At 63.8% G+C, this 12,591-nt stretch carries 9 protein-coding genes and 1 pseudogene; 3 read left to right on the forward strand and 7 right to left on the reverse strand.

Annotated features, from left to right (window positions below; genetic code table 11):
• Window positions 1-365: 365 nt before the first annotated feature.
• Window positions 366-1,061: a hypothetical protein gene (locus Y900_RS27700; protein ID WP_036348537.1), complete on the forward strand. Its 696-nt coding sequence runs from the start codon at window positions 366-368 to the stop codon at window positions 1,059-1,061.
• A 24-nt stretch (window positions 1,062-1,085) separates the two neighbouring features.
• On the opposite strand, the gene Y900_RS27705 is transcribed toward Y900_RS27700, so the two are convergent.
• Both Y900_RS27705 and Y900_RS31315 read right to left on the reverse strand, forming a co-directional pair.
• A complete protein-coding gene (locus tag Y900_RS27705) occupies window positions 1,086-2,864 on the reverse strand; it encodes a hypothetical protein (RefSeq protein WP_036348539.1) in 1,779 nt (592 codons plus the stop codon).
• Between the two features lie 49 nt (window positions 2,865-2,913).
• Window positions 2,914-3,087 (reverse strand): annotated as a pseudogene (locus Y900_RS31315) (ATP-binding protein); the annotation flags it as partial.
• Window positions 3,088-3,226: 139 nt separating this feature from the next.
• Here Y900_RS31315 and Y900_RS27710 point away from each other — a divergent pair.
• The gene (locus Y900_RS27710) at window positions 3,227-4,294 is read left to right on the forward strand and encodes a tyrosine-type recombinase/integrase (RefSeq protein WP_036348541.1); all 1,068 of its coding nucleotides are present in this window, start codon (window positions 3,227-3,229) and stop codon (window positions 4,292-4,294) included.
• On the forward strand, window positions 4,291-4,605 hold the full coding sequence (locus tag Y900_RS27715) for a helix-turn-helix domain-containing protein (RefSeq protein ID WP_011777793.1): 315 nt from the start codon (window positions 4,291-4,293) through the stop codon (window positions 4,603-4,605). Before Y900_RS27710 ends, Y900_RS27715 begins: the two co-directional genes overlap by 4 nt.
• A 1,546-nt stretch (window positions 4,606-6,151) precedes the next feature.
• Here the strand turns inward: Y900_RS27715 and Y900_RS31320 are convergent.
• From Y900_RS31320 to Y900_RS32575, 5 genes are all read right to left on the reverse strand, one after another.
• On the reverse strand, window positions 6,152-7,015 hold the full coding sequence (locus Y900_RS31320) for an ATP-binding protein (protein WP_081845399.1): 864 nt from the start codon (window positions 7,013-7,015) through the stop codon (window positions 6,152-6,154).
• Window positions 7,012-8,388 carry a Mu transposase domain-containing protein gene (locus tag Y900_RS27730; RefSeq protein ID WP_036348549.1) on the reverse strand — a complete coding sequence of 459 codons (1,377 nt, stop codon included), beginning with the start codon at window positions 8,386-8,388 and terminating at the stop codon, window positions 7,012-7,014. Before Y900_RS27730 ends, Y900_RS31320 begins: the two co-directional genes overlap by 4 nt.
• Window positions 8,389-8,509: 121 nt before the next feature.
• Window positions 8,510-8,653 carry a hypothetical protein gene (locus tag Y900_RS32570; protein ID WP_157838294.1) on the reverse strand — a complete coding sequence of 48 codons (144 nt, stop codon included), beginning with the start codon at window positions 8,651-8,653 and terminating at the stop codon, window positions 8,510-8,512.
• A 146-nt stretch (window positions 8,654-8,799) separates the two neighbouring features.
• On the reverse strand, window positions 8,800-11,652 hold the full coding sequence (locus Y900_RS27735; protein WP_131536335.1) for a P-loop NTPase family protein: 2,853 nt from the start codon (window positions 11,650-11,652) through the stop codon (window positions 8,800-8,802).
• A gap of 747 nt (window positions 11,653-12,399) precedes the next feature.
• On the reverse strand, window positions 12,400-12,537 hold the full coding sequence (locus Y900_RS32575) for a hypothetical protein (protein WP_157838295.1): 138 nt from the start codon (window positions 12,535-12,537) through the stop codon (window positions 12,400-12,402).
• Window positions 12,538-12,591 lie beyond the last annotated feature (54 nt).

Below are 12,591 nucleotides of genomic sequence, written 5' to 3' on the forward strand. Positions count from 1 at the left end.
CGACCCGCAACCCTGGGCCGCGCGCCGGCACCCGCAAGGTCGCGGCCACTGGGCCAATCCGAAGTCTAGTGATGCGGTACGACTAGCTGCGCGAATTTGTTGCCCGTCCGCTCCGTAAACTCACGTCGGTGGCAGGCACAGCATCGGAAGGCACCAGACAGGACATCGACGGCCGCTACCTGGCACCTCCACCGGAGCCAGGTAGCTCAGTCGTCACGGCCTGGGCCGATGATTACATCCACTTCGAGAACGAGCCTGAGTGGCAAAAGCGTCTGCGCAAAACTATTACGGCTCGATGCGCGGAGCTACACCCGTCTTCCCACGAAGTCCTACACGCCGCCTTCTACGGTTACAAACCACCGCGCATGGATATCGAGAACCTCGTACTGTGCAACCTCCACTACTCGTTCAAACAGCCTGGCCGCCACGGGATTCGCTTCGAACACGGACTCAAGACACCTGCAGCACCTAACGGGGAGGCGTACCGAGTCGGTTACCGCTACGCGCTCGTACCCCACGAAGGCGGCTACATCGACTGGCAGCAGGGCCGCACGGTGGCGTCGTTCGATTGGACCGACCTCGGCGAGTTCCGCCGCGAGAAAGTCCCGGCTCAGGTCTGGCTAGCGCTCGCGCGCCGTCGCGGCGGGCAGCCCGAACCAACTCTCGTAGCGGGAACGCCTTTCGCCGTCAACATGAAAATCCGACCACCGCGCGCAAACTCACCCGGCCCGAATGCCGAACTGGTTAAGGGAATCATCGACGGTGTCGTCAGCGCATTCCAAGCCCACACCGACCATTCGACATCGGGCGAAGTCGCGGCACGGCTCGCGAAAGTCCTCCCCGCCGCTCCCAAGGAGATCGAGACCCTCCTGCTCGAACGCAGATGGTCCGTGCTGGGTGCCGTGCCCCGACTGGTCTTTCTACGGGGTCCCGCGGTGCAGTGGAATCCCGCCGACGACTGGTGTTCCGCTGGTGAGCTCCTCACTGCTACACCTGAACCGACCGGCACAGGCTGGGCGATCAGCGGACAGATCGTCGAACTGTCACGCCGATCACGCTGACGCACAATAAATTCCGACACCCGGTCATGGCCCGTGAAATGCCCTGACCGCCGCTGACCAGGCCGCGGTCACACGGCACCAAAAGGGTCGCGCCTCGGGGCGGGGTGTGGGCCTGGCTTTGAGCTGGTCGACCTCTGCTGCGGTTGCAGCTTCAAGCGGCATCACCAGAAAGAGTGCGCTGGCCCGGAGTAGCAGCACCGCCACAACGGAATCCATCTGGCGGGTGAAACCGTGAGCGAGGTCGTTGCGATGGTTCTGCCCTTCGCCCAGCAGCAGAGTTTGCAGATACCGTATCCAGTCGTTGTCGAAGCCCTCGTCGCTAAGGCGCGGCAAGATGGAACCCAATTGGGCATATTGCCCTTTTGTCTTCCCCACTTCGACCCGATAGATAGGTTCGTTGAGCGTGAGAAGGAGTGTTCTCACTCCTGCCTCGATGTACGGAGTTACGAAGTGCGAAACGACGAGGTACTCGCCGCGCCAAAATAGCAACAGCGCCTTCGCCAGGATCGTCGCGTTCGCCATATGGCATCGGTATTCGTCGACCAAGAACGCAGCGAGCTCCTCTTCGCCTGTGCCACCGGCGAGTTCGCCGATAGAGTTGAGGGCCGCCAACAGCAGAGAACCCGCCATGACTGCTTGTCTGTATTCAATCTCGCGGATCTTGTCATCCAACGCGCTGTCCTGCGACCCGGTGCGCTCGGGCATGCCATGGATGCCGACTCGGCGACGTGGAATCAACTGTGACAAAAGCGAACTCGCGAGGGTTTGGCGGGCCAGGGCCTCGTTACGGTCGTATTGCCCGGAGGGTGCGTCGTTTGATGACAGCCAATGTTTCAGTCCCCGTTTCCAATCGCCGTGATAGGTGAACTGTCCGACGTATGCGAGGACGTCTTGGGGTCGATACTGCAGCTCGGACGTAAATACCTTCCATTCGATGGACTCGGTGTCTACCTGTTGGAGTTCGACCGTTGCTGCCTCGCTAAGGTCCGTGTAGCCAAGGTCTTTCGCCAGGCTGGCAGCCTCTTCCAGCCTGAACAGTCTGAGCGCGGGATCAGTTTCGGCGCGGGCTCGGTCCAAGCGAACCTCGGCTCGTATGCGTTGCACTTGCAATTTGCGTTGATCGCTCACGGCACCGGAGGCAGTGAAAATGCGTGCGATGTAGTCGATATGGTCTGATGTTCCGTAAGCAGCCAGGGCTGCTTCGAGCAGGGTACGTACGTCGTTTTGAGATCCGGGTGACTCAGCTTCACTGGGTGCGGTCTCCACCAAGGCCGCGACCATCGGTAGTGTGGCGCCTGGCCTGTTGTGGACAGTGCTGCTCAGGTCGGGGGCCGCCAGGTCTTCGAGTACCTGCCGGAGACGGGGCGTCTCGGTGGATTGCTTGGTCTGCCGACACAGCGTCAGGGCGCGCAACGCGCTGTAGGTTCGTGTAGTCTCATCCACCGAGTTATCCTGCGCTGCATCCAGATACAAAGTAATTGCCTCACGCGCGTGCGCGCCCACATTTCCATCTCGCCGGAGGTAGAGCAGATCGTGCAGGAGGCTTTTCGCAAGCGCGTGAGTCACGTTGTCAGACAATGCTCTCCACAGCTTCACCTGATCCTCTGGCGCGCGTGCGATCGGCGGTGGATAGCTCGGCAATTCATCGGGAGCATCAGATGCGCCGAACACTGACACTGTCACTGCAGTTGGGTCATCGGCGTTGATGTCCAGCCCGTGGTGAAAAGTCGTCGTCACCACCGCCTCCAGTGCCGGCGATGGCCCGGCGTCAAGCCTCTGGAGCGCGGCGCTGACGGCGCTCATCGAAATTCCCTAGTGGTGCTCTCCGAAATTCCCCACTTGTGAGCGACCATCACTGTAGTGGTTGTCGTGTTCCGGTGGTCGTTCGGCGGAGTTTCTCGGCTCGGGCGTTGTGGTCTCGTAGGCGGTAGGAGTCACCGTCGAGGTTGAGCACGACCGAGCGGTGCAGGAGGCGGTCGAGCATGGCGGCGGCGACGGTGTTGTCACCGAGGACTTCGCCCCATGAAACTGGAGCTGGCACATGTTCGTTGTGGCTGATTTCTCCTGCTAGCTGGGCTTTCGGCTGTTCTGCGTGTCTTAGCGATCGTCAAGGCGTGATCGCGATATGTTAGGTGTTGCCTTAACTGGTTAGGCGGGAAGAAGGTGTGCGGGGAGTGGAGGGTCTGCGGCTGATTCCCGGTGGCGCCGCACCGGTCGAGGCTGTTGCCGCCGATCCTGTTGTGTTTCAACGTGAATGCGTCGATGCATTCGTGGCGTCCTGGCATGCCCGAGGATTCAGCCCGGTGACGATCGACAACGATATCGGGCTGTTGGAGCGGACCTTGACGGCGCTGGGGTGTCCGGCGTGGGAGGTCACCAGCGAGGACATCGATCGGGTGGTCGGTGAGCTGGCGATGGCGGGGCGGGCGGCGTCGACGCGGCGGGAGTACGTGCAGATCTTCAAGGGGTTCCATCGGTTCCTGCAGACCCGCAAGGCTGCCGAGATCGAGGCCGCGTTCGGGGCGCGGCTGGTGTGCCCGGTGGATGAGTTCAACGCGTCCCGGCACGTGGGCGACGACTCGCCGGCAGTCGCGGCGCCGCCGACCCCGGAGCGGGTGAGCGCATTCTTCGAGTTCCTGAAGACTCGGATTGCCACCGCCCGCAAGTACGGGCCGGCCGCGCGGGACTATGCGATGTTTCGGACCCTGTATCACGCTGGGCTGCGGTCGGAAGAGTCAGCGCTGCTGGAGATTCCGGACGTGCATTTCGATCGTGGACCGTTCGGCAAGTTGCACGTGCGGTTCGGCAAGGCCGCCCACATGTCCGGTCCCCGGCCGCGGTGGGTGCCGATGCTGGACGGTCTGGATATGTTGTTGCAGTGGTTCCTGGCCGACGTGCGGCCGAAGTTCCCGAACTCGCCGGTGCTGTTCGCCGACGAGTCCGGTGGCGCACTGCATCGGGGCACGATCCGCAACCGCCTGCGGTATCTGATGGAGCTGGAGGGGCGACCGGCGACCGAGCGATTCAGCCCGCACGCGCTGCGCCGGGCCTGCGCCACCCACAACTACGAGCGTGGTGTGGATCTGGTTGCGATTCAACAGCTTTTGGGGCACTGGACGGTGAGCTCGACCATGCGGTACGTGCGGCCGTCGGCGACGTTCATCGAGGACGCCTACCGACGCGCGGTCACCTCGACGCTGGCCGAGCTGAGCGGAGAGGATGGGACGGCATGAGGATTCGTTGGCGGCTGCGGATGGCCGCGGCCCAGCGCGAGGTATGGACCGGCACCGAACTGCGGCGGCTTTTGTCCGAGCGCGCGGGTCTGGAGTTGTCGGCGGCGTCGGTGTCAGCGCTGTTCACCAAGGAGCCAAGCCAGATCAAGGTCTCGACGCTGATCGCCTTGTGCACCGCGCTTGACTGCACCCCGGATGACCTGTTCGAGATCGACACCACCCCAGTCGAACAGCCTGCCGCACGACCGCGCCCGGTCGCCTCGCAGCCCAAGACCGCCACCGCGCGGGGCCGATCAATGCCGCCAATGTAGGCCCACCCAACGTTTCGGAACGGGGTGCGGCTGGTGGGGAAACGACAACGAGACTGCGTTGACTGCGGCGCACCGGTGGGATACATCGGCCGCGAGCACTGCTGCCACTGCACCCGCCGGTTGCGGGCGCAGGCCGCCAAGGCACGATGCCCGGGCTGCGGCTGGGACCGGATCGTGCTGCCGGAGACAGACCGGTGCATGCTGTGCTCACGCCGCTGCCGCGAATGCGGCGGTCCGATCAAATTCCGCGGTGAAACGGTATGCCGGCCATGTCAGAAGCGGGCCACGCTCGCCGCCGCGAAATCGACATGCCCGCGCTGCGCAAAGCCCGGCTATCTGCGCGAGTCGACGGGGTGGTGCGGCCCGTGCTCGCGGCCCCGCCCACCAAAGTATCCGCCCCGCATCTGTGTGTCCTGCGGTGAGCTGCGCCGCCACGCCGCGCACGGCATGTGCGGGCGATGTTGGCAGCGCCACCCGGACCGGCCGTTCGTGCGCGGTGAGACCCTGGCCGCTGCGCTCACTGAACCACCAGGCTGGCTCGGCGATTTCGTCGCGTATCTGGCCGCCCGTCACTGCCCCGCTCGCGCTTGCAGGATGATCGCCACGCTGGCTCGACTCCTCGAAGACGAACACCCCAACCACCCGCAGAGCGTGCTCGAGCGGTCCCGCCGACCTGGCCGGTCGATGGGATCACTGGCTCGCGCTCTGGAAGCGTTCTTCACCGAGCACGGCCTGGCGATGGCCACCGACCAGGACCAGCGGCTGGCCGCCGGACGACGGCAGAAACGGATCGACGCCACACCGGGTCCGATGCGCGTCGCTGTCGCGGCCTTCGCCGAATCCATGCTGCACAACCGCGACCGGGCCCGGCGTGCAGGCACCCGCCCCCGCTCCGACCGCACCATCGAGTCAGCGTTGACGATAGTGCGAGACCTGGCTCACTTCCTCGAAGCGCAACGGGGCAAGCAGGATTGGGCACTCGTGGACGTCACGGATATCGAGGCGTTCCTCGCCGAGTTGCCCAACACCCGAGCGCGACGTCTGACCGTGTTGGGCCAGTTCTTCCGGTTCGCACGCAATCGTCGCGTGGTGCTCGTGGACCCGACACACGGCATGTCAGCCAAGCGGCACAGGGGATTTCGTGGCCGCACACTCACCATCACGCAACAGCGCGACCTATTTCGCCGCTGGAGCGCCGACCCCGCTGCGCATCCGCACGAAGCCCTCTTCGGGCTCCTCGCCATATTGCACGGTGTCTCCAGCCGTGAGCTGCGCCTGCTGCAGGTCGACCACATCGACACCAGTGACCGCTCGATCCGCCTCGGCACGCGCCCCCACCCGGTGCCGCTGGACCCGGTCAGCTGGAACGCGCTGCAACGCAGCCTCGATCACCGCGACACCCAGCGCACCAACAACCCGCACGTGATCGTCACGCGCGGTACCAAAGCCGACCGGCGACCGGCGTCGGAGGCCTACATGAGTCATCTGCTCGATCCCTGCGGCCTGCCACCCAAGATGCTGCGCAGTACCCGGCTGGCCGATCTGGTCAATACGATCGACCCGAAACTCGTCGCGGCAGCCTTCGGGATGAGACCCGAAGGAGCGATGATCTATCTCGCCGATCACCTCGACGAGGGCCGACTGCCCGACCACCTCGCCCAACCCTGATACCTGCAAACATGTCACGTTTCAACGCCACTTCCGCACAGGTTCGCGCGAACAAGTGCGCTTTTCCAACGCCGCGGTTGGTGGTCATCACGATCGATGTCTTCATATACCGTTGGGAGACAACCTGAAACAACGCTGCCGCTGCTTCGCCGGGGAGCGGCAGGTAGCCCAGTTCGTCGATCACCAGCAGCGTTGGGCCGGCGTAGAACCGCATCGTGGTGGCCCACCGCCCTTCGATCGCCGCACGATGGCACCGGGCGGCGAGGTCAGCGGCGGTGGTGAAGTACGTCCGATACCCGGCATGGGCTGCTGCCCTGGCCAACCCGACCGAGAGATGCGTCTTGCCGACCCCGGGCGGGCCGATGAGCAGGACGTTGGTCGCGGTCTCGAGGTAGCGGCAGGTGGCCAGCTCTTCGATCACCTTGCGATCAACCCCGGCGGCGGCGTCGTAGTCGAAGTCCTCCAGCGAGGCCGGGGTGGGCAGGCACGCGAACCGCAACCGACCGGCCAATCGGCGGGCTTCGGTGGCCTCGACTTCGATGGAGAGCAGTCGGTCCAGGGCGGCGGTCATCGACAGGTCCTCGGCGGAGGCTTGGTCCAGGACCGTCGGCAACGCCTCGGCCGCATCGTGGAGCCTGAGCACGGCCAGATGCCCGCGTAGACGTTGGTAGAGGCTGGCTGCTTCGGCGGTGTTCGGGGTGGGCAGACGGTCGGTGGATCCGCTGGTTGTGGGGTTGGTCATGACAGGGTGTTCCTTCCGCGGGCGGCGCGTTCGTAGACCGACAGGTCATAGAGCACTGCAGTGGCATCGGATTGTGTTGTGGTGGAGTGAGTCTCACTAGTCGAGCTGTTGGCAGTGGTCGGGCCGCGTAGTGCGGCGGCCGCAGCGAGGGCTTCGGGTCCGGGTGGGATGCGTTCCTTGCGGCGGTGTGGTCGCCCGGTGTTCGCACCCGCCATCGCGGCCTGCTCGAGTGCATAGACGTGACCGTGATCGCGGACCATCGCCCCGGTCCCGTCAGGGGCGAGGCGGTGCCGGGCGATGGTGATCCCCGAGGTAGTCACCACGTCGATGACATCCGTCCCGAGCACCTGAGTCACCGTCACGCTCGCCGACGCGAGTTCCGGTGGCACCGAGTACCGGTTGCCGCGGTAGGAGATCAACGCTTGGCGTGACACCACCCGCTGCGTGGTCAGGATCGCCGGATACGCCCGTGCCGGCATCGGATGCAAACCCTCGCTGCCGGCAAGGTCGGCCACCGATGCCTTGCCGTCGGCGGTGGCACGGAGCCGGGTGTCAGCGCGGCGCTGGCAGAACTCATCGAGGCTGGCCTGGGCCTGTTCGACGGTCACGTCGTCGGGCAGTGTTCGCCACCACCGTTGGGCGGCAGTGTGATTGGACTTCTCCACCGCACCCTTGCGATTTCCGCGCCGGGGCGGGCAGATCGCCACCGACACCCCGTAGTGCTTGGCCACCCCGGCGAAGCTCGCCGTCACCGTCCCGGACTCCGGGTGACACACCGTGGCCATCCGGTCGAAGCGCCACACCCGGCTCACCCCGCCCAGCCCTCGGCAGATTCGGTCCAGGCCATCGACGACCCGGGGTTGGGTCATCTGCGGTGCCAGCACCCCGCGCCACTTGCCCGAACACGCCAGGGTGCCGACGAACAGGTGCGCCATCGATCCCCACCCCCACGACGCCGGCGGGTTGGGTAGATCCAACCAATCCCATTGCGTCTCTTCACCCGGCGGGTGTTCGATGACGGCGTTCGGTCGTTCCGTGGCGGTCAGGCACGCCTCGCACACCGGGCGCAGCTTGCGGTCGCGGACCTGACGGGTCAGCGTCTGATACGACATCGCGTACCCAAGGTCCTCGAGCTCGTCGCACAGCGTCCGCACCCACAGATGCGGATCGTCGATCAGCCGTGCGGTGACGTAGGCCAGGAACACCTCGAACGGATCCACCACGGAGCGTTTGCGCACTCCGGGCGTGGTGGTGCCGTTCAGATAGGACCGGATGGTCTTGGGGTCACGGCGGGTGTGTCTGGCGATCGCCGAGATCGTCCAGCCGCGTTTGCGTAGGGCATGTACTTCCACATCGTCCTCCCATGTCAGCATGAGAAAGCGGGTCTCCTTTGATCGCCGATGCGTGGTCAGAGACCATCAGCTTCAAGGGAGACCCGCCCCCGTTGGCGGTGCCACACAGGTAGGGAATTTCAAGGAGCGAAACTAGGGAATTTCAGCGAGCGCCGTCAGCGCGCGGCAATCCGTGGTGGGTTTGGTTGGGTTCGGCAGCAGCGCTGTCGATGGCCCGGGCAAGGGCGCCGATGATGTCAGGGGCGAACTCGTACTGGGATGTCGCGGGGCCTGCTTCTTCAGCCATGTTCGGTCGATGCCCTCTGCTAGCGGTGTAAGCGTTCGGATGTCGAACCAACGTCGCAGATTAGATCACTCAAGTGACTGGAAATGCATCGATATGCAGGCCGCCCTGTACACCGTAGCGCTGTCCGCGTGCCTGTGAGCTTCGAGCTATCGGGTGCGGGTGCCCGGAGCACGGCCCAGGTTTGCTCGGATCAGTGTCACGGCGCCTGGTCCCAATCGGTGCATCAGTTCGGGGTCGTCCCCGATCCTGTCGAGGAGCGAGTGGAACACGGGCCGGACTCTGACGTCATGCTTGCCGCGGGTCGGCTCCGAGTGCTTGATCAGGTAGTACGCGTTGTTGGCGGCCATGGGCCGTCCTGTCAGCAGCCGCCCCGCGAGTAGGTCGCGCACGACCGCGACATATTCGTCGATCAGGTCTTCTCGGTTGGTGTAGTGAATAGTCGAGCCGTAGGCCGTGGTGAGAGTGCGTCGCATGTACTGCGCGAGTTTCAAGTCGACGTGATGTTCCTCGGCCGTCCACCAACCGATCTGAGCCAGCATTCGGAGGGCGACATGACCGTTGCCCTCCACCAGCATCGAGGCGACCATAGAGGTCAGATATCCGGGGAAGCTTTGGGTGAAATCTGGCTTGTTCTCGGTCAACTCCAGTGGCACCTTTGCCGGCGCCGACCGGACCGGGGTGCGCTTGCGTCGATTTTTGGCGCCGTTGCGGGGTTGCTGTACGCGCCGTGCGTTGCTGGCCCGTAGCTTCGATGAGCGCGCATGTGGGTTGGACCGTTGGATGCAGTAGTCGAGGATGGCCGCTGCCCATTCCTTGTCTGTCTCGAACAGTGAACCGCGGCGCGCCAACGCGGCGGCGGCCGTATATGCCCAATGACCGTCAGGCACACGGTCCAAGACAATCAAGGTCTCTCGATAGTTGGCGCTGTTGATCAGGTCGTTGTTACCAAGTACATCGACCAGTGCCCATTCCAGGTAAGGGTCTAGCTGATACTCGGCAGCTACAGCCAGGAGATCGACCATCACTCGTAGCCGACCGGGACCCGTCCACTGAGGGTCTTTGGCAGTGGTCAGGAATCGCAGCAGGGCGAACAGTTCCCGCTTGGACCCGACGCTGAAGCCGCGCCGTTTGATGCATGCCGTCGCGATGCGCACTTCGTCTGACTCAGGCAGCGCCACCGCGGCAAGGAACATCGGTGCCTTCGGGGCATTTTTGTCGGCCGCCCAATCTCGCCACAGGCGGGTGTTACGGTCGTCGATCGCCGCGGCATGGGACAGCACGAACTGGCATGTGGACTCCGCGATCCACGAGCCGTCGGTCGTCAACGTCCACCACGGACTGACGTCAAGGTCCTCAGCGGAACTCAGGAAGCGTGATACCCGGTATCCCCATAGAGAGGGGAAGTCGGTCGTGAGTGTGTAGTGAAGCTCTTCGATGAGTTCGTCGCCGTGGGTCAGGATGCGAATTAGACCGGTCGTGGCGAGTTGCTTAACGATCGCGTGATCAGCGCCCTCTGCTGCGGGTAGCTGGAGGTCGTGTGCCGGCTGCTCGCAATAGTGTTGGGCGATCCCACGCACGGAGGCTTCCAACGCGACGGGTGGGGTATTGAACGTGCGTGCGACCGCATCTTTGATGAACTTCCAGTAAGACTCCACATAATGGACCGAGTTGACGTCGGTGAGCGACCCCGCGGCCTCGACTTGGGAATCGAATGCAGCTAGCCGCATGACCGCGTTCAATGGTGTGTACAGGTGGGTGAACTCGAACGAGAACGCCGTGCGGTCCCTGTCCGCAGCCTCCAGTTCGGGCAGCGACAACCCTGTCTTCTGCAGGATTTTCAATCCCAGGCCCTGCGCTCGATTCGCGGCATCCAGGTCCATCCAGCCCGAGGCGCGTTCTAGGGCGGACACCTCCCCGCCAGGTACGCCGGCATTTCGGCGAAAGGAGATGGTTCTCCATGTCGACGTCGCTGGGGTGACGACGTCGAGCCAGTTCATCTCGGCCGCGAACACCCACCGAACTTCGTCGTACCGCGACAGGTGATCCACCAAGCGGTGCAGTTCGTCCAGCACAGTGGGCGTCACGCGCGCCCACGAGTCCAGGTCGTCGACGAGGAATGTCACCGGGGCGGCGTCGCCACTGTCAGTGCGACGGAGTTTATCCAGGTCGCCGAGCCCGATACCTCGGTGTCCGGTCGCCTCGGCCAGATAGCGTTCGACGGCCGTAACGATTGTGTCGGTGGGGGTCTGGGGCCGGACCCAGATCACTAAGTGGCCCTTACCAGTTTCGTAGTTGGCTATCTCGGTGAGAAGTCGGGACTTGCCACTGCCGAAAAGGCCCGCCACGCATAGCGCGAGTTCGAATTCTGGGTTATTGACCTGGCGGGCGATCCATTGCGTCGCTGCGAACGCGTGCCAGTAGGTGGCCTCGCTGTCCTTGCCGCGATGACTTAGCTCAGTGAAGATACTGGCTAACGCGGCGATATCCAACAGGGAAAGCGCTGTCAGCACACCCGCGTTCGTGGTCGCGTTGTCCGCATGTAAACGTCGCCACTGTTGGAACTCCTCCACGAAACGTGGCAGTCGACCCAAGGCCAAGGCGGATTCGATCTCATCAAGAAAGCGAACTACTCGCTGTTTCCAGCTCTCCGTTTCGGTATAGGCCGTCCAGGCGGAAAAGTATTGGGGCCGAATGTATTCCGGATTAGCTCCGAGTCGGGACTGCTGCCTGCGATGGATTTCTTCGAGCTGATATTGCAGTAGTGCGTCATGGCAAGTGCGCGCGTCGGCCTCGCTCAGTGTCGCGGCGGTGACGACTAGATTGCTGATATGAATGTGGTTGCCGTCGTAGGTGGCATAGCCTCCCCGGACGATCTGTTTGACTTGCAGGCCGCCGGACCCGGGCGTGTCGGCCCGGGGGGCTTCGTCGCTGTGGGAGACCGGGGTGTCTCGTAGGCCACCCGCCTTGGAGGTGCGGACCCGTCGACGCCATGAACTCACCGAGGACCGCTCTTAGGATCCTGCAACTCCCACGAATGCGTACCGCCGATCGTGCCAATGCTGCCGTTGTCTACGACTTGCGTGATGTTCGATGGCGGGCCTGCGGGTGACGACTTTGGTTCTGGAGGCGCGCTTCGCAGCGCGACCACTAGTGATACCGCAGCCAGCACCACCCCGACGATGCCCACCACCATGCCCACCATCGTGGCGCGGAAGGGTGCATCGCTCGTCGCCGGCGGGTCACCGGCGAATGCCCACACCCCGAATCCCACGCTGGCAACGCAAAGCAGGACCAGGATGGTAATCCAGCCTCGCCTCGATATGTTCCTCGATGTCACAGGTCGATTGTGACATCAACGAACACTGCCGCCACCGGTTTCACCTACTGCGCGACGACGGGTCAGGGACGGACGTTGCTCCGTCAGGCTGGTATTCGAGGAAGCGTCCGATGCCACCAAGTGCGGCAGCTGTTTTGCCGCGGCAAGAGCCTTGCGATTACTGCCCGCCGTTTTTGGCAGTCGATCAGACGCCGCGATCTAGATTGCCGTTATCCCTCGACTGATTTGTGGTCGTCCGGTTGAGAAGAAGCCCGCGCAGCGGTGACGGGCAGAGCATCCGTCGCACTCTGCCACGTAGGCGTTCTTCCAATCTGAGATCGATTGCACCGCGAAGGGGCGGATCGTCGGATCCAGGACGCAGAGCGGCAGGTTGTAGACGGAGACGTTAACTCCAGCTGTCGCGAGGGCGTCAACGCCAGCTTTCAGTTGGCTCTTGGTAGTCCACGGGATCGATCCACAGTATGTCGTTGTTGGCGATGGCGAAGCCGGTGTTTTCCATGCCCATGAGGGCTACATGGTCCACGAAGGGAAGGTCCTCGCGATCCACGAGCAGGTTTCGCGTAGTCGCGGCGCGGCTCTGCTCGTCTCCGACGATCTAGAA

This window comes from Mycolicibacterium aromaticivorans JS19b1 = JCM 16368 (genome assembly GCF_000559085.1).
Taxonomy (GTDB): Bacteria; Actinomycetota; Actinomycetes; order Mycobacteriales; family Mycobacteriaceae; genus Mycobacterium; species Mycobacterium aromaticivorans.

Bases quoted from the DNA above. Each gene is read 5' to 3' on its own strand.
- Y900_RS27700 (WP_036348537.1), top strand. From the start codon at position 366: ATGGATATCGAGAACCTCGTACTGTGCAACCTCCACTACTCGTTCAAA.
- Y900_RS27705 (WP_036348539.1), bottom strand. From the start codon at position 2,864: ATGAGCGCCGTCAGCGCCGCGCTCCAGAGGCTTGACGCCGGGCCATCG.
- Y900_RS27715 (WP_011777793.1), top strand. From the start codon at position 4,291: ATGAGGATTCGTTGGCGGCTGCGGATGGCCGCGGCCCAGCGCGAGGTA.
- Y900_RS31320 (WP_081845399.1), bottom strand. From the start codon at position 7,015: ATGACCAACCCCACAACCAGCGGATCCACCGACCGTCTGCCCACCCCG.
- Y900_RS27730 (WP_036348549.1), bottom strand. From the start codon at position 8,388: ATGCTGACATGGGAGGACGATGTGGAAGTACATGCCCTACGCAAACGC.
- Y900_RS32570 (WP_157838294.1), bottom strand. From the start codon at position 8,653: ATGGCTGAAGAAGCAGGCCCCGCGACATCCCAGTACGAGTTCGCCCCT.